Here is a 24,056-nt window from a genome sequence, read left to right as displayed (position 1 = left end):
TACCATCGCCGACAAGCCCGTTGCTGTCGCCGCACCAAACGTGCTCAGCAAATAGTCGGTGTACAAATCGAGTTCTTTGTTCTTCATGGCGACAGGTTATCGTATGCACTGCGTAACATCAGTTATTTACGGACAGTGGCTGCACGCCACTGCTTCATGAAATCCAGGCGCTTTGCCTGGTCCAAGAACACCAGCAGACCAGGCCCAACGGGTACTGGCTTCAACACGGACTTAACATTGGCATAGACATTCATGCCAGCCGCATCGGCATTCAAATCCTTGCGGACGGTAAACAGCTCTGCCTTGTCAGAAAGAATCAATTGCCCGCGCTTTGACAACACATAGTCAACCCATAGCTTGGCAGCGTTCGGGCTCTTTGCTGTTTTCGAAATCATCATCAAGCGGGAGATGATGACGGTGTAATCGGTTGGCAGCACCACACCGATATTTGGGTCTTTCTTGGCGCGGGTCAGTGCGTAGGAGCCCAGGATGTTGTAGCCAATCAGGTTTTCGCCAGAAGAGATACGTTCCATCATCGTGCCGGTCGATGATTGCAACTTCACCCCTGTCGCACCCAACGCCGCCGCGAGCTGCCAGAACGATGGATTGATTTTGCTATCTTGTGTTGCGAATAGAAAACCGGCACCTGACTTTTCCACGTCATAGGTGGTGACCTTGTCGCGGAACTGATCCGGCTTGCTTTGCAGCAGCTTGACAAGATCGCCATGGGTTTTGGGCACATCCGCCGGCGCAACCAGCCGCTTGTTGTAAACGATAGTGACCGGCTCAAAGGTTGTACCGAAGATTTCATTACGCCAATGCGCCCATTCCGGCAGGCCTGGCGCCTCGGGCGTGTTGTATTGCAGCGCATAACCATCGTTCACCAGTTTGACCTGCATATCCATCGCCGATGACCAAAGTACATCGGCAGAAGCACCGCCGGCAGCTGTTTCACTCACATACCGATTAAATAGTTCGGTGGAATTAACATCGTTGTATTCGACTTGGACACCGGGATAAAGCGACCGGAAATCGGCAATAAGCGGCTGAACCAGCTTGATGTCGGTCGTCGCATAGATCGTCAGTTTTCCCTCGCGTCCCGCGGCATCGATCGTGGACTGATAACTGGCGGAATAGCCGGTGGGGACAGCGGCAAAAATGGTGAGTGGATTAGCCAGAGCAATGGCTAGTAAAGCAGGCTTAAGCAATTTCATGGTGTTGTCTCCGGTTATATTAATGTCAACGTCATTTCATTGATGCGAGCAAATCTACTGCAACTACTTGTTCTGGCGAAGTGGTATAGGATCGCGCCCGAAACATCACAGCCATGACGACAGGTAGAATCTGTCGAGCATCATGGACAAGAGCGTGAAATTGGGAGGTAGGTCAGGCGACGAATCGAACTGTTGGCAAGTTCCGCCAGCGCACAGCACGTTGGTGCCGCCGTTCTTGTTCGTCACATGTGCACGTGTAGACGTGAAGCTCAGTCTTTTTTCCAGCGCATATTCGTACCCAAAGCCCAGATAAGCCAAGTCACAATGGGTACGGTGGCGGTGGGTTTGCTCGCTGCAGCATTGCGGACGCCTTCAGGTGGGCCCGCTGTACCTTCAATTCGGCGCGTAGCTCATCGGCAGCATCGGTCCAAGCCGGCATGGCCGCGATACCCTTAGCGGCAGAACTCGCTAATAATGCGAGGTGCATCTGGTTGCATTTCATTTGTCTCTTCCTTCTTATAGACTTTTTGACGAGCAAGGCTCGTACTTCTCCAAGCCAGTAGTTGTAAGTACCAGCGAGGCAAATCCATTTGAAAGGATGAAGCTTTCAATATGCTTTCGATGCTGCTGCAGAGTAGCCGACCTCTGTCAGACTAAGAGGAAGCACCATCAACATATTGATACTATTGAATATTTTATCAAAAATAGAGTTACTGCCTTTACCTTCCCAGGCGCCAAGTGAATAGAAAGTGTCGCCATCTGGCGGAAAATCTGTCTATCCGAATCAGCCTACGGTATGCACCCCCGCCAAAATGGCGACCCAACGTGAAAATTCACGCGTGTCACAAATCTTCTGGCTTCAACAACCAGGATCAAGCATTTGAAATACCAGCGTTCCAACTCGTATGTTCCTGATACCGTGCGCTCATGAGAGCCTGTTTGCAATCTGTCGCGAGCAGCAATTCGTAAACAGGCTCTGAGAATAAATCTGAGGCAGAAGCTAGTGCCGAAATAGGAAGTCGCATCACCATGCGCATTTTGTTAGTCGAAGACAATCGCCTGCTGGCAAACTCGCTGGCCAAGGTCCTCAGCGCCGCACAGTTCAGTGTCGATGTCATGCATGACGGGCAGGATGCAGACCATGTCCTGTTGACGCAGGACTACGCCCTGGTCATTTTGGACCTATCGCTCCCTCGTATGGATGGCCTGGAGGTATTGCGCCGGCTGCGTTCACGCGGCAACAAGGTATCCGTGCTGATACTCACGGCGAGAAACAATGTTGGGGATCGCGTACTCGGGCTTGACCTGGGCGCAGATGACTACTTGACCAAACCATTCGAACTGACAGAACTAGAAGCACGCATTCGAGCATTGATCCGCCGTGCGAGCGGCCATGCAGACAATCGCATCACCTGCGGTGACCTCGTCTATCAAGCCCAAAAGCAGCAGTTCGAACTAGCAGGTGAGACACTTTTACTGACTCCCCGCGAGCATGCCCTGCTGGAAGTCCTGCTATTGAACTCGGGGCGTACCCTAGGCAAGGAAGCACTGTGCGAAAAAATCGTCGCGATGAATGAAGAGGTCAATCCCGAAGCCATTGAAATCTATGTTCATCGCCTTCGCAAGAAGCTACAGGGAAGCAATGTCCAGATTGTTACCTTGCGTGGCTTGGGCTACAGCCTAGAGGTGCAGAATGCAAAGTAGCCTGCGGCTACGCCTGTTGGTCTGGATGTTACTGCCGCTCCTGGCTGTTGCCAGCATCAACCTGTTGCTGGTGAAGCGCAGCGCCCGAGCCGCTGCCGATGAAGCTTATGATCGAATCTTGCTCGCCGCCGCATTGAGCATTGCCGACAACATCACGATTCAGGACGATGCGGTCAAGGTTGACATACCCTACTCCGCGCTGGAGATGTTCCAGTCGCAGTTTCCAGATCATGTTTATTACCGGATCAGCCACGCTGACGGCCGGCTGATCACGGGCTACGATGATCTGCCCATATCCCATCGACTGGCCGATGACAAACTGGGTAACCACGATACCCGATTCTATGAAGCCCGATACAAGGGCGAAATCGTCCGGATGATCTCTTATGCCAAGCCGCTGTATGAACCAAGTGGCCAAGGGCCGGTAGTCATACAGATCGGAGAAACTCTCCGGGCACGGGAAGAAATGGCGCGGGAAATTCTTTCCGAATCCGTGCGTAACCAGATCTTGCTAGTTCTGGCAGCTGTCGCATTGGCGGTTGTCGGTGGCATGCGAGGTTTACGGCCGCTTATGCGCCTAGCGGAACAGGTAAAGGCTCGCCGGGCCGATGAACTGGAACCTTTCAATACCACGGAGGTTCAATACGAATTACGCCCATTCATTGCTGCATTGAATCAACACATGGCACGGCTCAAAGGCGTTTTCGAAGTGCAGCGCCGTTTCATTGCCGATGCAGCACACCAGTTACGTACGCCCCTGGCGGTTGTCCATACTCAAGCAGAACATGCCTTGCGCCAGACAGATATCAATAGCATGCGCGAAGAAATTGAATGTCTGCTCACCAGTACGCGCCAAACCGTTCACCTCGGCAACCAACTCCTGACCCTGTCTCGCGCTCAGCCGGATGCCGCTAGTAAATTCAATACCGATATGTCCCTGGCGAATGTCGCCAGAGATGCGACCCGTGAACTCGCACCGCTGGCGCGCAAGCGCAACATCGAATTGAGCTTCGAGTGCAGTGCTGAAGCAGAAACCGTCATCATTCGTGGTAATCGCACCTTGTTGCATGAGCTGGTAGTCAACCTTCTCAACAACGCACTGAGATATACCCAAGCAGGTGGCGAAGTCACCGTCGACGCCAGAATAGAAGGCAACCAGTTCGTTCTAGAAGTACAAGACAACGGCCCAGGGATCCCCCCTTCGGAACGGGAACTGGTATTTGATCGTTTCTATCGCGTATTGGGTACAGATGTGGAGGGTTGCGGGCTCGGGTTAGCGATCGTTCGTGAAATTATCAAGCGACATGAAGGAGAGATTGCCCTCCAAGATGCAACAAAGCAGAAGCAGGGATTGCGCGTTATCACCCGCTTTCCCCTGCTTGAAAACTAGTTCATCAGGACAAGGTCAGAACGTGGCCTATTACGATGCGCAAGTTGACCTAACCACAGCGCCGATACAACCAGCACACTGTGATCAAACCAAGCCAGGTAGTAAGCATCACCGCCTAATGTGATCAGACGCAATCTCTTGTAAGGATGGTGATGGCTTCACCTTTCAGGCGCACAAGATTTCGATGCGAATTTCGACAGGTGCATACCTTAGAACCTGCTTTCAAGTTTCAACGTCCGCATCCCATCATCTGGTGTGGATATGAAACTTTGAGGAAAAGGGTTTAAACATAGTTTACATGCGCGTCAAAAATGGATAGCACGAAAGAACCGTCGGCATAGCGCACTTTCATCAACCTGCCGCGACAACATGTCGCAGGCCCGTTTTTCAGCGTCCCTCTAGAATTCCCGCTCTCGTGCAAAGCCCGGGCATGCACAGTCTCTTGCCCCTACACAGGCAAAGCGTCGTGCCATTTGCCCGATCCAAGCTGAGCAACTGTTTCTACTCTGCCTTTGCATCTAACCGGCATACGCACGAGCGCCAATAACAAATTCGATCAAGAGAGACAAATGATGCGCGCCCCTATCGCTTTGCTGGCTGCTGTTCCCTTGACATTTATGCTGGCTGCTTGTGGTGGCTCGGGTGGCGATGCGCCAACGCAAGCCAACCAACCCGCTCCGCCCACCACTCAGGCCGTAAATATCCAATTTGCCTTGAAGGCAGGTAATACCACGGTTGACTGCGCCAATACCATCCCGGCCTTGGGCACTGGCGCTATCAGCGCCAATCTGCACGATGCGCGGTTGTATATATACGATGCAAAGCTGATCAACAGCACAGGGACAGCGGTCCCCATCAAGCTCGCGCAAAACGACTGGCAATACCTGAACCTGGCGCTGCTGGACTTCGAAAACGGCAGCAATCATTGCGCAGGTGGTACGCCTGCAATGAATACCGTTATCGAAGGTACGGTGCCAAGCGGCCTCTATACCGGTATCGCTTTCAATGTGGGTGTGCCCATCAGCTCCACCGATGCTGCCGGTCAAACAGTCATGCTTAATCACAGCAATTCCGCCACTGCGCCAAAACCGCTTGATGTAAAAGGCATGGGTTGGAGCTGGCAAGGCGGCCGCAAGTTTATGCAACTGGAGCTCAACCCAACCGGCGGCGTTACTCATGCCGATGGCAGCACCAGCAAGACTTGGTTTGTTCATCTCGGTTCAACTGGGTGTACCGGCAACCCAGCCACGGGCGAAACGGTTGCTTGTGCCGGCGAAAATCGCTTTCCTGTTCGGCTGGCCAATTTCAATAGCCAAACCCAACAAGTGGTACTGGATATAGCATCGTTACTGCAAAATAACGATCTGAGCGCTAACAAAGATGGCGCATCCGGTTGCATGAGCCACCCCGCCGACCCTGAATGCGCACTGCTTTTCTCCCGTTTGGACCTCAACCTGACCGAATCGGCCCCTGGCTCTGGCGATGCCGGTAAGCCCAAGGGCGATGGCAGCAATCAACAAGCCTTCCGTATCGAGGCGAAATAATGCGTTGGTGGTTGATTGCCACCGTTGCGATGCTTGGCGGCTGCGTGTCGTCAGGCACGACAACGGAAGACCCAAGCCGGCAGGAAGCTGCGTGGAAGTGGGATTTGCCATCCTACTTCCCCACACCGCGCGTGCCGACCGATAACCCGATGTCGGAAACCAAATTCCAACTCGGCCGCGCGCTGTTCTACGACCCTCGCCTGTCTGGCAATGGCCAGCAAAGCTGCGCCAGCTGCCACCATCAGGACAAAGCGTTTACCGATGGCCTCAGTACTTCTCCAGGTTCAACCGGGGAGCTGACGCACCGTAACGCCCAGGCGTTGGCCAACTCAGCTTGGCACTCAACTTACACCTGGGCCAACCCGGCGCTAGTCACGCTGGAACAGCAGATGGCAGTCCCCATGTTTGGCACCGATCCTGTCGAAATGGGTGTGAACGACAGCAATCGCGACATCGTGCTTAGCCGTCTGCGTAGCGACAGCAACTACGCCAGCCAATTCGCCAAGGCTTTTCCCGATGATGCCAACCCGATGCACTTCGGCAATATCATCAAGGCGATTGCGACCTTTCAACGCGGGTTGATCTCGGCTGACTCTAAATACGACCGCTATCTGCAAAAACGCGCCACGCTCAGTGAAACCGAAACCCGCGGTATGAACCTGTTTTTTGGCGAACAAGCCGAATGCTTTCACTGCCACGGCAGCTTCAACTTCAACGATCAGATAGTGCACGCCGCCAGCCGCGACCTGGAAATCGCCTTTCACAATACCGGCCTCTACAACATCGACGGTAAGGGCGGGTTCCCGTTCCCCAATCGCGGCATTTTCGAGTTCACCGGCTTGGCCAGCGACATGGGCAAGTTCCGCGCCCCTACCCTGCGCAATGTCGCCGTCACCGGACCCTACATGCACGACGGCACCATGAAAACCCTGGAGGAAGTATTGGACTTCTATGCCGCCGGTGGGCGCGTTATCACCAGTGGCCCCAATACGGGCGACGGTCGCTACAACCCGAACAAAAGCGACCTGATCGTCCGTATCCAGCTGTCCGACCAAGACAAGCAAGACCTGATTGCCTTCCTGAAGATACTCACCGATGAGAACCTGCTTACCAATCCACGTTTTAGCAATCCTCGCCAGCCTTAGCGCCTTTGCCCACGATGGCGACACACACGGTGAAGCTGAAAATACGGTAGCGAAAGCAACCCCCAGCCACCATGTACGTGCGTCGATCAACGTTCGCCATCTGGATGCACCCAATACTTGGCCAACAGCCCTCCCCTTGCCCGGTATCGGTTTCGAGCAACCCCGCGGCATGCTGTACGGCGACAGCAGCCTGGCATGGCAAGCCACATGGTTGCCGTGGCTGCAAACGGAAATCAGCACCGCCTATGACGACAACAGCAAACGCTTTGAAACCGACCACGTCACACTGGGACTGCAATACAGAACGGCCAATGACCAGAAAATTGCCCTGAGCCTGGGAAGACAATCACCGCTCGATACCCAGCCTGCTTGGGCGCTGCCTACCTTGCGCGACACCGCGCTGATCGGGCACGACCATTGGCACGACGATGGTGCAAAGCTGACTGTGCAGCAAGGCGCATGGCAAGGCACGCTGGGCGCTTATAGCGGCAGAGGCTACCCAGGTGCGAAATCGGCCAATACCATCGGTGCATGGTTAAGCGGCATTCAATGGCGGCAAGGCCACTGGGCGCTACAAGCCGATATCGGTTATCTGCCCAAACTAGAACGCATTACCCAAGCGGACAACCATGCAGGCCACAGCCATAGCCACAGTGGCGGCTGCGGCATAGACCGCGACTGCTTACGAGGACATGGTTGGCTGGGCCTGATGAAGGCAGGCTGGCAACAGGGTGCAATCTACCTGACCGCCGAAGCCGGCAAGCGCCGCGAAAATGGCGAGATCGCTGGCCAACTAGGCATAGCCACCTACCAAGGCGACACCACCAACCTTGCGCTGGAAGCCGGCTGGCATTGGACCGATACCACCACGCTGGCGGCACGACACGAGCAACTCGCGCTGCACCATCAATTAAAGGGCCCAGGCGCCAACACCCTCGCCACCCAGGCCGGCATCGCCAACAGTGAGTATCGTCCTCAACGAAATGGCCTTCGCCTCAACTGGCAAGCCACTGCTACCCATTCCTTTGCCGTAGAAGCATGGCAGGATCGCACTCAAACCGGGCATCAAAACCTTTTTCTAACGCAGTGGCGTTACGCCTTTGACCTTGCCAAATAAACAGGAGACATCCATGACAATCCGCCTCATCCCCTCCCTTATCGCCGCAGCCAGCCTGTGCTTGGCCGCCAACAGCCAAGCGCACGAATTCAAAAAGGGCGGCCTGGAAATTCACCACCCGTGGGCACGGGCAACCACGACAGGCAGCCAAACCGGTGCCGTTTACCTTAAGGTGAACAATAGCGGCGCGGAAGCGGACACCCTACTCGGCGCAACCGCACCTGACATTACCGAGAAAGCCGAAATCCACAACCACATCAATGACAACGGTGTCATGCGTATGCGTCAGGTTGATAAGGTCGATATCCCCGCCAAGGGTAATGTCCTGTTCAAGCCGGGCAGCTACCACATCATGCTGTTCAACTTACAACGCCCCTTGCAAGAAGGCAGCAAATTGCCCCTCACCCTGAAATTCGCTAAAGCCGGCGAGGTCAAGGTAGAAGTCAAAGTCGAAGCCCTTACAGCCGATGCAGATTCGATGCACGCCGGGCATTAAATGACTCCGTAACTACAGCGAGCATCTATGAAGGTAACCACTTCAATCGCAGTTCGGTCAGGCGGTCTTGCTGCTCGATTGCCAAAGCTGGGTTTTGCTCTGGGTTGCCACGATTGCGGATGTCAGCCTCGAGCGCGGCGCGGGCAGCTTGGTAACCCTGAGCTTGTTGCTGATGATGCATATCATCGGCGTCTTGGGCAGCCAGTTGCTGGGCAAGAGATGCCCCCAGGTATTCGGTGCGCAACTTCAATCGTACTTCAGTGCGTTGCGCGGGGGTTACGCCGGCCTCGGTAGCCGCCAATGCCCAGTACAGGTGCTGCTCGGGCCCCTCTTCAGCGCTAAGCCGGTCGTAATAGCTGCCGTAATGTTGTCGCCTGAGGTCGTCGAGTATCTGCCGTCGGCTGGCGGTTGGTGTTGCAGCGGCCTGCTTGGCGATAAAGTCCTGAGCTGCAGCCTGAAATGCCAACCGGGCTTGATCCTCACCGTATAGCAACTGGGTGACATCCTGCCCGGCCACAGCATTGCGCGTAGCGTCTATACGGGCCAAACGTTCAGCCAAGGGTTGATGGGCATCCTGGACCAAACTGGCAATCGCTTGCTCCATAGCGGGTTGCGCTGCCAGGGCACGGCGTATCAAGTTGGCTTCCGGCGGCGTTAGCGCAGCGAGGTCTCCTTCCGGCCAGTCTTCACAACCACGGTTACAGCCCTTGCGGATTTCCTCTCGCAGGCCCGGCAAGCTCCGTTTACCAGCCAGCGTTGCACGTAATGCCGCAATGCGCTGACTGGGCTGCGTCCAATCTGGCTCGGTAGGCCCTACGGACAAGATAGCCGGAGCTGGAAACCCGCCAGCAGCTGGCGCTGCCTTGGCTTGGAGACCGTCTACCTTTAGGGGGTCGACAGGCGCGTCGGCATGCCCAGCTGGCCAAGCCAGCCAGGCAATGACCAACACCGTCGCTACGCTAATCAAAACATAGGGGCGGAGCAAGATTGTCATCCTAGTAGCTGAACCGGCCGGCAATGGCGAAGTGATCGGACAGATCACGCAGCGCCCAAACAGACGGAGCCAAGCTGCGGTAGATCTTGACCTCGTTCTGGCTACGACTCGGTTGCCGATGACCATTGGAAACAAGTACGTAGTCCAGGTATTCACGGCCACTCGCGAGAGAGTTAAGCACGCCGTCAAAGGTCCAGCCATGCCCCACGAAAGTTGGCTGGCTGACATCCAGCATACTCAACATCTTCTGGTAGTCATCCGGCGTGGCGTAGCGATCCACATTCAGGTCGCCGGCGTAGAACAAGGCATCGGTGGCAGGCGGTCTTTGCTGGTCAACAAACTGGCGCATGCTTGCCAACTGCGATAGCCGCAGAGCGCGTTGCTCGGCGCTATTCCAAGCTTGAGTGTGGGTACCTGCAATATGATAGGCCTGCCCGTGCTTGATAATCTCCACCATCATCACGCCCTTGTTGGCTAAGCAGTCTGTTCCTCCGCATTGGCTGTAGACCATCTTGCGCTCACCAGCAATCGGCCAACGGCTGGCAATAAAGACTCCCCCATCCTCCAACATATTGCCTTTATCCACCACCGGGGTTTGGTAGGGAAACTCAGCGCGTAAACCGGCACGCAGGCGGTCACGGCAGCTATTATCGAAGGCTTCACTGAATACCACCGCATCGAATTTAGCAACATTGGCGGGTATTTCTGCCCAGCGATCACATATCTGCTTGGCGCCAATTACGCCCCAGATATTCCACGCCAGCACTTTGAATTCGTTGCTGGCAGTTTGGGACTCTGCTCGATTATCGGTTTGGATCACATAGTGCAAGTCATCGTAACCACCCGTGAATTGCGAGCGGTAAGACAAGGTCGCTTGCAAACCGGCAAAGGCGGTACGGCCATTGTGAATGTCGCGGTCGGCATACCAAGGGTCGGCAAACCCCATGGCGCGAGCGGCATGCCAGATGGTGCTGCCGATTGCCTTGCCTTGCAGGCGCTGCTGCAGCACCACCGATGAATTACCTTGCGTTACCGTGGTATCGAAGTAGAAATTCTTGCCATTGCTGATGCCCTGGTCGCGATTCATCCACAGTATCTTGCGCGTAGCATAAGCGGGAATAGTGGTTTCGTACTGGCCCCATTGGGTCCCGGCCTGCAAAACCTTATCACCGGTTTGCACCGAGCTGATATTGACTGGCTCACTGGTGCTGTTGGTGAGGTAAACGTAACTTTCGGCACTGGCCAGGTTGGCCAGCAAAGCACAGGCTGCACTAAGCAGCCAGTTATTGATGCGCATGCGGGTTATCTCCTCGAAACTTGGTGGTGTAACGGGGTGCAACGACAGCGACGATCTGGTTTACATTTCTTGGTACCGGTTCCCAATCTGTAACGGCCTTCCCCCATAAGCAGGAGCAGGCCATGCGCACTTTGAAGTCAAGGTATGCACTATGTAGATTGGGTACAGGTTTTTAGCGCGGGGTAAGGTAATGCGATGGACATTGCAGTTGTTGAGCAGGGCGTTCCTTTATGGCGGTAAGCCATAAAAAATTAGCCCGTAAAAAACGAGAGTCAACTTCCAACCTGCAGCATTGCTCATCCTTACAACACGCAAAGACAATAAACAACACTCATTGTTGTTTATTGGCGAATATCACAACCATGTGGTCGTGGTGCTAACTGCAGAGCAGTGGAATTGGCAGCAACGGGCCGCTACTGCAACTGGCGCTGCAAATAACTAAAGACAGAAGCCTATTCAAAGGTGCGCGAACTAGGACAAGACGAGATGAAAACGACAGAGGAGCGGAACTTACAAAGCTAAATGAGCATTCCAAGCGTGCCTTTAACGCCGTATGGCCGACGCGCAGCAGATATGGAACAGGTTCTTAGAACCTGTCCAAAGTCTCGCGAGCTAGAGCAAGACAAGGCAGAAACAACCGAGGAAGCGGATTTTACGCGTGGTAAATGAGCATTTCGAGGGTGTTTTCAACGCCGTATTGCTGAGACACAGCAGGCTTTAGACAGGTTCTCAGAAGGGAATAGGTGGTAAAGCCCTGGCCAAGACAGGCTTAATCGCCAAAGACAAAACGCATCGATAAATCGATGGCTTGAATGTCCTTGGTCAATTTGCCAATCGAAATCCGGTCCACGCCGGTTTCTGCAATGGCACGCACAGTGCGCATATCAACGCCACCGCTGGCCTCCAGAACCGCCTTACCCGCGCTGCGACGCACTGCTTCGACCATTTCGACAAGACTCATGTTGTCGAGCAACACCGACTTGGCGCCGGCGATAAGGGCTTGATCTAGCTCTGCCAAATTTTCCACTTCGATCTGGATGCTTACATCCGCAGGCGCAAGCTGAAATGCTGCCTTCAGGGCCTGCGCAATCCCTCCCGCCGCGGCAATATGATTTTCCTTGATCAAGATACCATCGTAGAGGCCGATACGCTGGTTTTCCCCTCCCCCCACCTTTACTGCATATTTTTGCGCCAAGCGCAGGCCAGGCAAGGTCTTGCGGGTATCGTGGATCTTAGCGCTGGTGCCACCAATCGCAGCGACATAGCGGTAGGTTTCGGTCGCGACGGCAGACAACAACTGCAGGAAGTTCAAGCTACTACGTTCCGCAGTCAGTAAAGCACGTGCAGGCCCGACGATTTCACACAACACGGTGTTGGCAGCAACATGGCTGCCTTCCGCAACTTTCCAATCAATACTGACACCAGCATCGACTTGGCGAAAACACTCTGCAAACCACGGCTGCCCGCAAACAACTGCTGCTTCGCGCACCAGCACGGTTGCACGGCCCTGACGGTCGGCGGCAATCAACGTGGCCGTCCAATCATTACGGCCAATATCTTCGATCAGAGCAGTGGCGACTTGTTGGGCAATCAGGTGGGCAGCAGGCAACATGAGGGGAAACCGGGTTTCGATGCGGGGCAGTAATTGTAACCTGCTTAAGAACCTGACCACGAAACATAGGGGGCACTGCAGCCGCCATCGTCCGCAGTTCGCCTATTCGCAATCAACTAGCTCCGAATCTTGCCGGTATTATCCAGGATGGTGATATCAATAAACCGCGAACCGTTGTGGTTCGAATCAGAGAAATTGACTTTGAAACCACCAAGATCATAGTCATCCATACCTTCAAGGGCGCTGATGAGTTTTTCACGGTTTAAATCTCTCCTAACGCGCTTAATACCCTCCACCAATACGCGCGCGCCCAGGTATCCCTCCATGCTGGGATAGTTCACCTTATCGACTCCCGCCGCCTTCATCGTTATATGGTAATCCTGCGCAGCTGGCTTTATAGCGCGGTAAGGTGAAGGTACGACCTGGGTAACAATCACACCCCGTGCATCACTCTTGAGTTCACTAACCAAGGCTTCCGTACCGACAAAGCTGAGGTTGTAGAACAAGCCAACCGAGTTAATGGCACGCGCGGCAGAGATAAAAGCGGCGCTGGTTTTATAGGCCGACACCATAAACACGGCATTAGCCGGTTTTTTTACTATCAAGTCTTCTACGGTCTCCCTATCTCAGCCTGCGCAAACATAGACAGAATGAACAGACCCGTTCGCCAAAAATGTCACATCACTAAACGCGCCCGTTGACTTTTTTGTTGCTGCATAACAAAAGGATTTGCAGTAGAAAACAAGATGCACACCAGAGGTGTTCATTACCTGAACGCAATACCATGCGACGTTCTAGCCCCACTGAGATTTCCCATTCAATTCATTGGGGAGGCTTAAAGCTGAATTGTCGACTCCACGCCTTGCGTACTGCTAATTTCATACTTTCACTTAATGGAACATAACCAAGTTCGGTAGCCGATGCATTACCTTGTTTGAAAGCAAAATAGAGGAAAGAAAGTACACGCTCAGCTTGCGCTGAGTCCTTCGGAATCATGACAAAGGTTGCCGTAGCCAGCGGCCAGCCCGCATAGGTATCGCTATCTGCCAGAATCAAATAGAAATCCGGGTCAGCTGTGTAAACCAGCTTTTCTTCAATGAATTTTGACGTTGCCAAAATCGACTCAGTACTGACTTTTAAAAATGCCCCCGTACGATTAGGCAATTGGACCGGATTGAGCTGATCCCGAATCACCCGGCCATAGTCCACATATGCTAGTGCCCCCGAGGATTTCTTGAGTAGATCCACTACACCGGAAGTACCCTTGGCGGTTAGTCCTACCAATCCCTGCATCGTGGTCCCTACGCCGCGCGCTTTTTTCCAGGCAGCTGAACGGCTGCTTAGGTAATAAGTAAAGGTAAAGGTTGTACCAGAGCTATCCTCACGCGAAATAGGCTTGATCGGCAAATCGGGCAGCTTGGCACCTACCACATCGTTTATTTCAACAATCTGTTTGTCGTTCCAACGGGTAATCTGCCCCTGATAGATCTTGGCGAGCAGTTCGCCATTGAGTTTAAGCGCGCCTGCAGGTATGCCGGGTATATTAACAACCGGTACAATTGCCCCCAAGGCAATGGGATACTGACGCAAGCCCTTTTCTTCCATTTCCGCTCGCTTGAGTGGCTCGTCCGAAGCGCCAAAATCCACCTGCTTCGATGCCACACGCTTGATACCTTCCCCGGAACCCAATGCGTCATATCTAAGTTCTAATGAGGCTTCTTGTTTTTGATAAAGCCCTGCCCACTTCTTATATAGCGGCTCGGCAAAAGTTGACCCAGCCCCTACCAATGGAGCAGCCATTAATGTGCAGGAAACCATCCAACCTAGGCAAAGTTTTAGCAGGCATTGCTTCGATAAAATTTCCATGATTTTCAAATAACCATTTGATGGGCTCATTTAAGCACCAAGGTTGTAGGCCATAAACACATCTGATCAGGCTAATAACTTAGATTAAAACCTGTTCAACTGTATTACTCCGAGTACCTTATTTAGCTTCCAGTGTTACTCAATACCCCCTTAAGGAGAGCGCCAATCAGAATAAGGCGCCCAAACCCACGGGTTAGCAGCGTCATGCACAAAGTACATTTCAGGTTTCACACTACGCTTTACTCCCGATAAGAACCTTTCGTTACACACTATCGAGCAGGTTCTTAATCAAATATTACCGCAGCCATGACATGCCTATCTTCCGCCACCAGGATATTGAAGGTGCGGCATAGGGCGGATACGTCCATTGCATCAACGCCGATTTGCGCTTGCACCAACGTACGAGTCAAACGTGGATGGGGAAATTGCAAGCAACTACCCGTACCAAGCAATACCACTTCGGGCTGGTGCTCCAGCATAGCTGCAAAGTCTTCTTCTTGCAGATCTGCAAAATTTTTGGGCCGCCAGGGGAAAATACCCGTCGGCATCACCAGCAGACTACCGGTCTGGCGCTGCTGGTTGACGCTGACGAAATCAGCACCATAACCGGTAAAGACATTCAGGTGGGTGGGCTTATCGGCATGTAGTTTCATCGTATTCACTCACGGATTCAGGCCGCTATTTTAACGCCGGGAAGCGAGAATAAGCGTTACGCGCAAAGCGAATATTGCGCTGCAAGAATCTTTGCTACTATCGAACGCTTCCCTAACTTCCAGCAATACATATCCAAGATGCGCCCGGTTAAGAAATCGCAAAAGCTCGACAAGGTCTGTTACGAAATCCGCGGTCCCGCGATGGCCCGGGCCAAACAAATGGAAGACGATGGCCAGCGCATCATCAAGCTCAACATTGGCAACCTTGCAGTATTCGGCTTCGACCCCCCGGAAGAACTCATCCACGACGTGATCGCAAACCTGCCCCATTCAGGTGGCTATACCGATTCAAAAGGCATCTTTCCTGCACGTAAAGCCATCATGCATTACGCCCAGCAAAAAGGTATCAAGGGCGTCAGCGTTGAAGATGTCTATATCGGTAACGGCGTTTCGGAATTGATTCTCCTGAGCATGAACGCATTGCTCGACAATGGCGACGAGGTATTGGTGCCTGCGCCGGACTACCCCTTGTGGACTGCTGCAGTAGCGTTATCGGGCGGCACCCCTCGTCACTATATCTGCGATGAAAGCAATGAATGGCTGCCCGATTTAGACGATATACGAGCCAAGATCACGGAAACCACCCGCGCCATCGTCGTCATCAACCCTAACAACCCAACGGGTGCGCTTTACCCAGATAGCGTGCTTGAGGGCATTTTGCAGATCGCTCGTGAACATGGGCTGATTGTGTTTGCCGACGAAATCTACGACAAGATGCTTTACGACGGCCACAGTCATACCAGCTTGGCTTCGTTAGCGGACGATGTGTTTTGTGTCACCTTCAATGGCCTGTCCAAAAATTATCGCGCCTGCGGTTATCGTTCTGGTTGGATGGTGCTCAGTGGTGACAAGCGCCACGCGCAAGACTATATCGACGGCCTCAATATCGTCGCCTCGATGCGCTTGTGCGCCAATGTACCGAGTCAACACGCCATTCAGACTGCGTTGGGTGGCTACCAGAGTATCGACGAACTGATCGGACCGAACGGTCGACTAACACGCCAGCGCGATATGGCCTGGGAGCGATTAACCGCCATTCCTGGTGTGAGCTGCGTCAAACCCAAAGGCGCACTCTATCTCTTTCCCAAGCTGGACCCCAAGGTCTACCCCATCGCCGATGATCAGGCGTTCATTACCGAGCTGCTGGAAGAAGAGCGCGTACTGCTGGTACAGGGTACCGGCTTCAACTGGCATTCACCAGATCACCTGAGAATCGTCTTTCTACCCCATATGGAAGAACTCAACGAAGCGCTCGATCGGTTCGAACGCTTTCTAGCCAACTATCGAAAACGCCACGCCACTTGAACGTTGGTGAAAGGATTATCAACCGTGCCCCATATTGTCCCTATCACCAATGACGCGCGCCAGATTATCGAACCCCTCTGGCTTGCCCGTGCTGAAAGCGTTCATCGCGAGCTTCGTCCGCAACTCGAAGCCGACTACGCAGCACAGATGGCAACCATATTTGCCGATGGCGCAGGCATGGTCGTGGCGGTGCAGGGAGAAACGGTTGTTGGCGTAGCGGTATTTCGGCACTATCGCGATACTTTCTCCGGCACCCGATTTTATATAGACGACTTGGTGACCACCTCCCTGCAGCGCTCACAAGGCGTTGGTAAATTGCTGCTCGACTGGCTAAGACAAGAAGCCTATCGCTGCGGTGCAAAAGAATTCAAGCTGGATTCCGGTACGCAGCGCCAACAGGCGCACAAGTTCTACTTCCGTGAAGGACTTGTCATTACGTCCTTCAATTTCACGCAGAGTTTGTAAGGCCGTCTATGAAACCCATCCAAATCGGCTTATTGGGCTTCGGCACAGTTGGCTCCGGCGTCGCCAAGGTGCTCGCCCGTAATGCAGAGGAAATCGGCCGCCGCGCCGGTCGCGCTATCGAAGTAAACCGGGTCGCTGTCCGCAATATCGACAAAGCCCGTACCGCAGCGACCTCAGCCGTCACCAATGACTTGGAGTTTGGCAACGATATGCTGGCGGTGGTCGACGACCCAGCCATCGATATCATCTGCGAACTGATTGGCGGTACGACCCTAGCAAAAGACCTTGTCCTGCGCGCCATTGCCAATGGCAAACATGTCGTCACCGCCAATAAGGCCCTTCTGGCCATACACGGCAACGAGATCTTCGCCGCGGCACAAAAAGCCGGCGTGATGGTGATGTTTGAAGCCGCCGTAGCCGGAGGCATTCCCATCATCAAGGCACTGCGCGAAGGCCTAACCGCCAACCGCATCGAATGGCTGGCCGGCATCATCAACGGTACCTCGAACTTTATTCTCACCGAAATGCGTGACAAGGGTGCCGCCTTTGCCGATGTATTAAGGGAAGCCCAAAAGTTAGGTTATGCCGAAGCTGATCCGACCTTTGACATCGAAGGCCACGACGCCGCCCACAAACTGACCATCCTGGCTGCCATTGCTTTTGGCATTCCGATGCAGTTCGACAAGGCTTATCTGGAAGGCATTTCCAAGCTCACCCGCGAGGACATCACCTACGCCGAAGAGTTGGGTTATCGCATTAAACTGCTCGGCGTAGCTAAGCGCCGTCCCAATGGTATCGAGCTGCGTGTCCACCCTACCCTGATTCCTGCTAAGCGCATCATCGCGAATGTCGATGGCGTCATGAACGCGGTGGTAGTGCAAGGGGACGCCGTGGGGCAAACGCTATATTCGGGCCGTGGTGCAGGTTCTGAACCCACTGCTTCAGCCGTGGTAGCCGACTTGGTCGATGTCACCCGCCTGCTGACGGCCGACCCGGAGCATCGCGTCCCCTACCTCGCTTTCCAGCCCGACCGACTGGCCGACCTGCCCATCCTGCCGATCAGCGAAGTCGAAACATGCTACTACCTGCGGCTGAAAGCCCACGACCAAGCTGGCGTGATGGCCGACGTGACACGCATCCTGGCCGACGCCGGTATCTCGATCGACGCCATGATGCAAAAGGAACCGGCAGAAGACGAAAAGATCGTCGACATCATCATCCTGACCCACGTGGCGGTAGAGCGTAGCGTCGATACCGCAATCGCCCGCATCGAAGCGCTGAACACCATCGCCGGCAGCGTAACTAAACTACGCTTGGAAAATCTGGATAAGTAAAGGCGTTGCAATGCAATACATCAGCACCCGTGGCGGCATGGCGCCGCAAGGTTTTAGCGATATCCTGCTTGGCGGCCTTGCTCCGGATGGCGGTTTGGTCGTGCCGGACGTCTACCCGCAGGTCGACCTGGCTACCCTGGCCAATTGGCGCTCGCTAAGCTACCCACAACTGGCTTTCGAAATCGTTTCGCGTTTTGCCACCGACATACCGGCTGCCGATGTAAAGCGGCTGGTAGAGGCCGCATACACCGAACATGCTTTCGGCAGTAAGGCGATTACACCGCTGACCGAACTGGAAGAAGGCCTGTACCTGCTGCATCTGTCCAATGGCCCAACCCTGGCCTTCAAAGACATTGCCATGCAGCTGTTGGGGCAACTGTTCGAATACGTATTGGAGAAGCGCGGCGAGGCAGTCAATATCGTCGGCGCCACTTCGGGCGACACAGGCTCCGCCGCCGAATACGCCATGCGTGGCAAGCGTGGCGTGAATGTCTTCATGCTGAGCCCACATGGCCGCATGAGCCCCTTCCAGCGGGCCCAGATGTTCAGCTTGCAGGATGCCAACATCCACAATGTGGCCGTTGAAGGCACCTTCGATGACTGCCAGGACATTGTGAAGGCCATCAACAACGATGCCGCCTTCAAACAGAAGTACAAGGTCAGCGCGGTCAACTCAATCAACTGGGGCCGTATCGTGGCCCAGGTGGTGTATTACTTCCATGCCTACCTGCAGGTTGCCCAGCAAATCGGCGACAAGGTCGACTTTGTCGTGCCTTCCGGTAACTTCGGCAATATCTGCGCGGGCCATATTGCCCGCCAGATGGGCTTGCCCGTTGGCAGGCTGGTCGTCGCCACCAATGAAAACGACGTGCTGGACGAATTCTTCAAAACCGGCCGCTACACGGTACGCACGTCGGCCCATACTCACGCGACGTCCAGCCCTTCCATGGATATTTCCAAAGCGTCGAACCTTGAGCGTTTTGTCTTTGATTTGATCGATCGTGATAGTGCAGCGTTGGCCGGGCTTTGGCGTGAAGTCGATAACACCGGTGGCTTTGACTTCGGTAAAACCCCTTTCTTTGCCCGCATGGTGGGCGAGTTCGGTTTCAGCTCGGGCAAGAGCACCCACGCAGACCGCATTACCACCATTCGCGCCGCCAAAGCCAAGTGGAATGTGGTGCTTGACCCGCATACGGCTGATGGCGTCAAAGTAGCACTTGAGGCTCGACGGGCAGGCGTACCCATGGTGACGCTGGAAACCGCATTGCCGGCCAAGTTCGAGGACATTATTCTGGAAGCACTACATACCGTACCGCCTCGCCCAGCCCATTTAACTGACCTGGAGAGCCTGCCACAACGCAGTGAAGTGCTGCCAAATAATGTCGAAGCCGTGAAGCGCTATGTGGTGGATGCCCTGAATTAAAGGCTATCTCGGCAAAATCGGTAAACTGGTTTGATTGCGTAAAATAATGGTGCCCGTAAATAGGGCACCATTTTTTTCATCCAACTTGCCTATCGGTTTACGACTTGCCAGAGAACGCTGCCTGCATGGCCTTGTCGCGCTTGGCCTGAGCCGAGAGCATGAGACGGTTTGAAACGACGACAAATAGCGTGACCACCACGATGACCACCGTTGCCAATGCATTCACTTCGGGCGTTGGGCCAATGCGCACCGACGAGAAAATCCATTGCGGCATGGTGGTTGAACCGGGGCCGGAAAGAAAAGCCGTCAGCACATAATCGTCCAGCGACAGGGTGAAGCTGAGCAACCAACCCGATACCAGTGCAGGCGCAATCACCGGAATAGTGATGATGAAGAAGACCTTGAAGGGATGACAGCCCAAGTCCATGGCTGCGTCTTCCAACGAACGGTCCAACTCCTTCAGGCGCGATTGCACCAACACCGCAACATAGGCCATACACAGCGTGGTATGGCCTATCCAGATGGTGATCATGCCCCGCTCACCAAATGCCCAGCAGCCCATTCGGCTCAGCAGTCCAAGCGGTTCATCGGACGAACAACCCAGGCCCGACTGCAACGAAACAAACAGCAGCAGCATAGACAGACCCACGATCACTTCCGGCATGACCATCGGCGCGGACGTCAGCCCAGCGAACAATGACTGGCCCTTGAAGCGGCCAAACCGCGCCAGCACAAAACCAGCCAAGGTGCCCAGCACCACCGCAAGGGTTGCTGAAAGAAAGGCTATCTTGAAACTGAGCCCTGCTGCATGCAGCAAGTCGTCGTTGCGGAACATCTCGCCATACCACTTGAACGAGAAGCCGCCCCACACTGTTACCAGACGCGACTCGTTGAACGAGAAGATGACCAAGCTGGCGATGGGCACATACAAAAAGAAATAGCCCATCACCATGAACAAACGATTGGAAAGCGGCATCTTGTTCATGCTGCCTCCTCCTGCTGTTTTTGCTCAAAGCGCTGGAACCACACAATCGGTGGGATCAACAGCGCCAACATCACCACCGCCACGGCGGCCGCCTGCGGCCAATCCAGATTCGGCCCAAAGTCATCCATCAATTTATTGCCGATAAACACCACATCGCCACCGCCCAGCAATGCAGGAATAACATACTCCCCCACTGCCGGGATAAACACCATCATGCTACCGGCAATGATGCCGGCCTTGGACAACGGCAGGGTGATCTTGAGGAAGATGGTCCATTTGCTTGCGCCAAGGTCGGCGGCTGCCTCGAAAAGGCGGCCATCAAGCTTGGTCAGGTGGGCGTACAGCGGCAGGATCATAAAAGGCAGGTAGTTGTACACCATGCCCAACAACACCGAGAACGGGGTGTAAAGCATCTGCAAGGGGGTATCGATCACCCCCAGCCACAGCAGGATATTGTTGATGACGCCATTGTCCTTGAGGATACCGATCCAGGCATAGACCCGCAGCAGGAACGAGGTCCAGAACGGGATCATCACCAGCATCAGCAAGGTGTTGCGGGTAGCCTCATCCGCCCTTGCAATGTTGTAGGCTAATGGGTAACCGATCAACAAGGTGCAGATCATTGTGAGGAAAGCCAGCTTGATGGCGTTCCAGTAGGCAATCACATACTGGCTTTGCTCGGCAGCATCAGCCCAGGATTCAGTGCCAAAGGACTTCACTTCATCCAGAATCGTGCTGTACTTGCCGCTATTGAGCGTGATGGTAGTCTTGCTCTCTTCATGAGTCAGCAAGGGTGTATAGGGCGGCTGGGCGATATCGGGCTCGGCAAAGCTGATCTTGAGCACGAAGAAAAACGGCAGCGCGAAGAAAAACAGCAGCCAGACATAAGGCACGGCAATGACGCCGGTTCGCCCGGCTGGCAGATATTTGCTCAGCCACTTCTTCATGATGTCAGCACCGCACCGGCGTTATTGCCCCATTTAGCGACGATATCGTCACCCCAGGTAGCCGGCTTGGCTTCACCCCAGTGACTGGTCGGTACATTCGCCATCACGACACGGCCCGAAGCCAGTTTGATGTGATAAACCGAGTGCGAGCCCAGGTAGGCGATGTCGTGCACCTTGCCTTCCACCCAATTGTGTTGAGAATCGGGCTTATCGCGGCACAGCGTCACGTCTTCCGGCCGCACCGAATACCATACATTCATACCCTTCGGACCGGTAATGCCGTGGTCCACATAAATGCCTCGGCCCAAGTCCTGGCTCTCGATAACGATATGGTCAGGCTCATCCACCGCCAACCGGCCTTCGAAGATATTGGTCGAGCCAATGAATTCAGCGGTGAAACGGCAATTCGGATATTCGTAGATTTCGCGCGGGCCACCGACCTGCATGAGCTTGCCTTCAGACATGATGGCGATGCGGCTCGCCATGGTCATGGCTTCCTCCTGATCATGGGTCACCATGATGCAGGTCACACCTACGGTTTCGATCACATTCACGAGTTCAAATTGCGTCTGTACGCGCAGCTTCTTGTCCAACGCACCTAGGGGCTCATCCAGCAGCAACAACTTCGGGCGCTTGGCGAGCGAGCGTGCCAATGCCACGCGCTGCTGTTGCCCGCCAGAAAGCTGGTGCGGTTTACGCCGGGCGTATTTCTTCATCTGCACCAGGTCAAGCATCTTGCCGACTCGATCGGCAATTTCATCACGAGGCAGCTTGTCCTGCTTCAAACCAAAAGCGATGTTCTGCTCCACCGTCATGTGCGGGAACAAAGCATAGCTTTGGAACATCATATTCACCGGGCGCACATAAGGCTGCAAATCGGTGATGTCCTGGCCCTCCAAAATAATGCGGCCCTCGGTAGGTTTTTCCATGCCGGCCAGCATGCGCAACAAAGTGGACTTGCCAGAGCCGGAACTGCCAAGCAGTGCAAAGATTTCGTTCTTGGGAATAACCAAGTCAACATCATCCACCGCGTAAAAGTCACCAAACTTCTTGGTGACGCCCTTGATTTCCAGATAATTCTTCTTGCTTTCGCCGGCATCGGCCGAGCTCGGTGTTACCGCCACAATAGAAACTCCATGCAGGTTCGATCATTGCCAAATCAAACGCGTATTTTGAAGCAAATAGGCGTTTGATTTGATAACGATTAGCGATTGTCGCAGAAAAAAAAGCCGACAAGAACGTCGGCCTGGAGACAAGCGGCCTATTTGGCTGCTTTGAATTGGTTGAAATACCGGGTGATCAGCTTCTGTGCTTCAGGTTCGATCGGCTTCTTGGCCTGTAACTTAGTCAAGCTTTCCTGACTCATGAAGATCTTTGGATCATTCGCAATCCTCTTATCCACGAAAGGAAGGGCCTTCAGATTTGGGTTGGCATAGTTCACGTGGTTCGATATTTCGGCAACCACCTTGGGGTCAAGAATGTGATTGATCCATTTGAAGGCGTTATCCACATTCTTGGCATCCTTCGGGATCGCCATGTTGTCGATCCAGAGCACGGTGCCTTTGCTGGGTACGATGTACTCAATCTTCTGCCCATTTTTGGCTTCCACTGCCCTATCCTTGGCGATATAGGTATCACCATTGAAGGACATGGCGACACAGACGTCACCATTGGCCAGCAGGTCGATCGGGGAGGAATTAAAGACGCGTATATCCTTGCGTACCTTCTTCAATACTTCGGTGGCGGCTTTCAACTGCGCCTCGGAATGATCGTTGGCCTCTTTGCCCAAATAGATATTCACCATCGAATACACGTCGCTGCCAGTGTCCATGAATGAGATGCCACAAGACTTCAGCTTATTGGTGTATTTGGGATCAAAAATTAGCGCCCATTCATCCTCCGGCATGGGCTCGCTACCCAGCGCCTTTTTGACCTTGTCGACATTGATGCCAAACGCCGTGGTGCCCCACATATAGGGCACAAGGAACTTGTTACCAGGATCTGCCACCTCTGCCTTCTTGAGGATCTCGGGATTCAGGTTGGCATAATTGGGAATCTTGGATTTGTCGATGGGCATATAGATGCCCGACTGAATCTGCTTTGCCGCAAACTCAAGCGAAGGTACGACAAGGTCGTAACCAGACTTGCCCGTCATCAGCTTCGCTTGCAATGTTTCATTGCTGTCGTAAACGTCGTATTTAACCCGAACACTATTCGCTTGTTCGAACGTGTGCAGGGTATCGACGCCAATGTAGTCATTCCAGTTGTAGATATTCAATCGGCCCGCCGCCGAAGCTTGAATCGAGACGGCCACCAGCGTGGTCGTTACGGCGGTCACTGCAAAACACTTCGACTTCGTGGCCATCAAATGTCTCCTTATTAACTGATGTTACGCAGTAGCTGCGAGAAGCAGCTGTAACTGATCATAAGCCGCGCGGGAGGCGTTGATCAGTAACTTGCGGCAAAGTGCGAATGGGTTCTTCTGCGTCTTGATGCTCAGGCATT

22 protein-coding genes are annotated in these 24,056 nt (G+C 53.9%); 10 read left to right on the top strand and 12 right to left on the bottom strand.

The window, feature by feature from the left end:
• Positions 1-122 precede the first annotated feature (122 nt).
• Positions 123-1,214, bottom strand: coding sequence for an ABC transporter substrate-binding protein (locus tag CSQ89_RS13040; RefSeq protein ID WP_099406585.1), 1,092 nt, complete (start codon positions 1,212-1,214; stop codon positions 123-125).
• Between the two features lie 319 nt (positions 1,215-1,533).
• Entirely contained in the window at positions 1,534-1,716 is a 183-nt protein-coding gene (locus CSQ89_RS13035; RefSeq protein ID WP_099406584.1) for a hypothetical protein, read from the bottom strand.
• A 527-nt stretch (positions 1,717-2,243) separates the two neighbouring features.
• Between CSQ89_RS13035 and CSQ89_RS13030 the strand changes: the two genes are divergently transcribed.
• The 6 genes from CSQ89_RS13030 (at position 2,244) to CSQ89_RS13005 (ending at position 8,610) form a co-directional block, all read left to right on the top strand.
• Positions 2,244-2,918 carry a response regulator gene (locus CSQ89_RS13030; protein ID WP_099406583.1) on the top strand — a complete coding sequence of 225 codons (675 nt, stop codon included), beginning with the start codon at positions 2,244-2,246 and terminating at the stop codon, positions 2,916-2,918.
• Entirely contained in the window at positions 2,908-4,308 is a 1,401-nt protein-coding gene (locus CSQ89_RS13025; protein WP_099406582.1) for a sensor histidine kinase, read from the top strand. Before CSQ89_RS13030 ends, CSQ89_RS13025 begins: the two co-directional genes overlap by 11 nt.
• A gap of 569 nt (positions 4,309-4,877) precedes the next feature.
• Positions 4,878-5,852 carry an MbnP family copper-binding protein gene (locus CSQ89_RS13020; protein WP_099406581.1) on the top strand — a complete coding sequence of 325 codons (975 nt, stop codon included), beginning with the start codon at positions 4,878-4,880 and terminating at the stop codon, positions 5,850-5,852.
• On the top strand, positions 5,852-6,997 hold the full coding sequence (locus CSQ89_RS13015; protein ID WP_099406580.1) for a methanobactin export MATE transporter MbnM: 1,146 nt from the start codon (positions 5,852-5,854) through the stop codon (positions 6,995-6,997). Before CSQ89_RS13020 ends, CSQ89_RS13015 begins: the two co-directional genes overlap by 1 nt.
• Positions 6,948-8,114: a hypothetical protein gene (locus tag CSQ89_RS13010; RefSeq protein ID WP_099406579.1), complete on the top strand. Its 1,167-nt coding sequence runs from the start codon at positions 6,948-6,950 to the stop codon at positions 8,112-8,114. The genes CSQ89_RS13015 and CSQ89_RS13010 overlap by 50 nt, the downstream gene beginning before the upstream one ends.
• A gap of 13 nt (positions 8,115-8,127) precedes the next feature.
• The gene (locus CSQ89_RS13005; protein ID WP_099406578.1) at positions 8,128-8,610 is read left to right on the top strand and encodes a copper chaperone PCu(A)C; all 483 of its coding nucleotides are present in this window, start codon (positions 8,128-8,130) and stop codon (positions 8,608-8,610) included.
• A 25-nt stretch (positions 8,611-8,635) separates the two neighbouring features.
• Here CSQ89_RS13005 and CSQ89_RS13000 read toward each other — a convergent pair whose 3' ends face one another.
• From CSQ89_RS13000 to CSQ89_RS12975, 6 genes are all read right to left on the bottom strand, one after another.
• Entirely contained in the window at positions 8,636-9,595 is a 960-nt protein-coding gene (locus CSQ89_RS13000) for a lipase secretion chaperone (RefSeq protein ID WP_143747073.1), read from the bottom strand.
• A gap of 10 nt (positions 9,596-9,605) precedes the next feature.
• Positions 9,606-10,901: a sphingomyelin phosphodiesterase gene (locus tag CSQ89_RS12995; RefSeq protein ID WP_099406576.1), complete on the bottom strand. Its 1,296-nt coding sequence runs from the start codon at positions 10,899-10,901 to the stop codon at positions 9,606-9,608.
• Between the two features lie 769 nt (positions 10,902-11,670).
• On the bottom strand, positions 11,671-12,513 hold the full coding sequence (nadC, locus tag CSQ89_RS12990; protein ID WP_099406575.1) for a carboxylating nicotinate-nucleotide diphosphorylase: 843 nt from the start codon (positions 12,511-12,513) through the stop codon (positions 11,671-11,673).
• Between the two features lie 116 nt (positions 12,514-12,629).
• Positions 12,630-13,118 (bottom strand): ABC transporter substrate-binding protein, encoded by a 489-nt coding sequence (locus CSQ89_RS12985; protein ID WP_139022795.1) that lies wholly within the window; start codon positions 13,116-13,118, stop codon positions 12,630-12,632.
• Between the two features lie 217 nt (positions 13,119-13,335).
• Entirely contained in the window at positions 13,336-14,409 is a 1,074-nt protein-coding gene (gene pstS, locus CSQ89_RS12980) for a phosphate ABC transporter substrate-binding protein PstS (protein WP_099406573.1), read from the bottom strand.
• A gap of 254 nt (positions 14,410-14,663) precedes the next feature.
• The gene (locus CSQ89_RS12975) at positions 14,664-15,032 is read right to left on the bottom strand and encodes an Mth938-like domain-containing protein (RefSeq protein WP_099406572.1); all 369 of its coding nucleotides are present in this window, start codon (positions 15,030-15,032) and stop codon (positions 14,664-14,666) included.
• A 138-nt stretch (positions 15,033-15,170) separates the two neighbouring features.
• Here CSQ89_RS12975 and CSQ89_RS12970 point away from each other — a divergent pair, with 138 nt between their 5' ends.
• From CSQ89_RS12970 to thrC, 4 genes are read left to right on the top strand one after another with little or no spacing between them, the layout of a single operon-like run.
• Positions 15,171-16,397, top strand: a complete 1,227-nt coding sequence (locus tag CSQ89_RS12970; RefSeq protein ID WP_099406571.1) for a pyridoxal phosphate-dependent aminotransferase — start codon at positions 15,171-15,173, stop codon at positions 16,395-16,397.
• 24 nt (positions 16,398-16,421) lie between these two features.
• Complete coding sequence (locus tag CSQ89_RS12965) at positions 16,422-16,862, top strand: GNAT family N-acetyltransferase (RefSeq protein ID WP_099406570.1); 441 nt, start codon at positions 16,422-16,424, stop codon at positions 16,860-16,862.
• Positions 16,863-16,870: 8 nt separating this feature from the next.
• Positions 16,871-18,196: a homoserine dehydrogenase gene (locus CSQ89_RS12960; protein ID WP_099406569.1), complete on the top strand. Its 1,326-nt coding sequence runs from the start codon at positions 16,871-16,873 to the stop codon at positions 18,194-18,196.
• Positions 18,197-18,206: 10 nt separating this feature from the next.
• Complete coding sequence (thrC, locus tag CSQ89_RS12955) at positions 18,207-19,619, top strand: threonine synthase (RefSeq protein ID WP_099406568.1); 1,413 nt, start codon at positions 18,207-18,209, stop codon at positions 19,617-19,619.
• A 97-nt stretch (positions 19,620-19,716) separates the two neighbouring features.
• Here thrC and CSQ89_RS12950 read toward each other — a convergent pair whose 3' ends face one another.
• From CSQ89_RS12950 to CSQ89_RS12935, 4 genes are all read right to left on the bottom strand, one after another.
• Positions 19,717-20,604 carry an ABC transporter permease subunit gene (locus CSQ89_RS12950; RefSeq protein WP_099406567.1) on the bottom strand — a complete coding sequence of 296 codons (888 nt, stop codon included), beginning with the start codon at positions 20,602-20,604 and terminating at the stop codon, positions 19,717-19,719.
• A complete protein-coding gene (locus CSQ89_RS12945) occupies positions 20,601-21,551 on the bottom strand; it encodes an ABC transporter permease subunit (protein ID WP_099406566.1) in 951 nt (316 codons plus the stop codon). Before CSQ89_RS12945 ends, CSQ89_RS12950 begins: the two co-directional genes overlap by 4 nt.
• Positions 21,548-22,675, bottom strand: coding sequence for an ABC transporter ATP-binding protein (locus CSQ89_RS12940; RefSeq protein WP_099406565.1), 1,128 nt, complete (start codon positions 22,673-22,675; stop codon positions 21,548-21,550). The genes CSQ89_RS12945 and CSQ89_RS12940 overlap by 4 nt, the downstream gene beginning before the upstream one ends.
• 137 nt (positions 22,676-22,812) lie before the next feature.
• A complete protein-coding gene (locus CSQ89_RS12935) occupies positions 22,813-23,916 on the bottom strand; it encodes a polyamine ABC transporter substrate-binding protein (RefSeq protein ID WP_099406564.1) in 1,104 nt (367 codons plus the stop codon).
• Positions 23,917-24,056: the final 140 nt, after the last annotated feature.

It is taken from the genome of Chitinimonas sp. BJB300, from assembly GCF_002735695.1.
In the GTDB taxonomy this organism is placed as follows: domain Bacteria; phylum Pseudomonadota; class Gammaproteobacteria; order Burkholderiales; family Chitinimonadaceae; genus Chitinimonas.
This window is presented reverse-complemented; position numbering and strand designations above follow the sequence as displayed.

Coding starts and splice junctions, on each gene's coding strand:
- CSQ89_RS13040 (WP_099406585.1), bottom strand. CDS start 1,214: ATGAAATTGCTTAAGCCTGCTTTACTAGCCATTGCTCTGGCTAATCCA.
- CSQ89_RS13035 (WP_099406584.1), bottom strand. CDS start 1,716: ATGAAATGCAACCAGATGCACCTCGCATTATTAGCGAGTTCTGCCGCT.
- CSQ89_RS13030 (WP_099406583.1), top strand. CDS start 2,244: ATGCGCATTTTGTTAGTCGAAGACAATCGCCTGCTGGCAAACTCGCTG.
- CSQ89_RS13025 (WP_099406582.1), top strand. CDS start 2,908: ATGCAAAGTAGCCTGCGGCTACGCCTGTTGGTCTGGATGTTACTGCCG.
- CSQ89_RS13020 (WP_099406581.1), top strand. CDS start 4,878: ATGATGCGCGCCCCTATCGCTTTGCTGGCTGCTGTTCCCTTGACATTT.
- CSQ89_RS13015 (WP_099406580.1), top strand. CDS start 5,852: ATGCGTTGGTGGTTGATTGCCACCGTTGCGATGCTTGGCGGCTGCGTG.
- CSQ89_RS13010 (WP_099406579.1), top strand. CDS start 6,948: ATGAGAACCTGCTTACCAATCCACGTTTTAGCAATCCTCGCCAGCCTT.
- CSQ89_RS13005 (WP_099406578.1), top strand. CDS start 8,128: ATGACAATCCGCCTCATCCCCTCCCTTATCGCCGCAGCCAGCCTGTGC.
- CSQ89_RS12995 (WP_099406576.1), bottom strand. CDS start 10,901: ATGCGCATCAATAACTGGCTGCTTAGTGCAGCCTGTGCTTTGCTGGCC.
- nadC (WP_099406575.1), bottom strand. CDS start 12,513: ATGTTGCCTGCTGCCCACCTGATTGCCCAACAAGTCGCCACTGCTCTG.
- pstS (WP_099406573.1), bottom strand. CDS start 14,409: ATGAGCCCATCAAATGGTTATTTGAAAATCATGGAAATTTTATCGAAG.
- CSQ89_RS12975 (WP_099406572.1), bottom strand. CDS start 15,032: ATGAAACTACATGCCGATAAGCCCACCCACCTGAATGTCTTTACCGGT.
- CSQ89_RS12970 (WP_099406571.1), top strand. CDS start 15,171: ATGCGCCCGGTTAAGAAATCGCAAAAGCTCGACAAGGTCTGTTACGAA.
- CSQ89_RS12960 (WP_099406569.1), top strand. CDS start 16,871: ATGAAACCCATCCAAATCGGCTTATTGGGCTTCGGCACAGTTGGCTCC.
- thrC (WP_099406568.1), top strand. CDS start 18,207: ATGCAATACATCAGCACCCGTGGCGGCATGGCGCCGCAAGGTTTTAGC.
- CSQ89_RS12950 (WP_099406567.1), bottom strand. CDS start 20,604: ATGAACAAGATGCCGCTTTCCAATCGTTTGTTCATGGTGATGGGCTAT.
- CSQ89_RS12945 (WP_099406566.1), bottom strand. CDS start 21,551: ATGAAGAAGTGGCTGAGCAAATATCTGCCAGCCGGGCGAACCGGCGTC.
- CSQ89_RS12935 (WP_099406564.1), bottom strand. CDS start 23,916: ATGGCCACGAAGTCGAAGTGTTTTGCAGTGACCGCCGTAACGACCACG.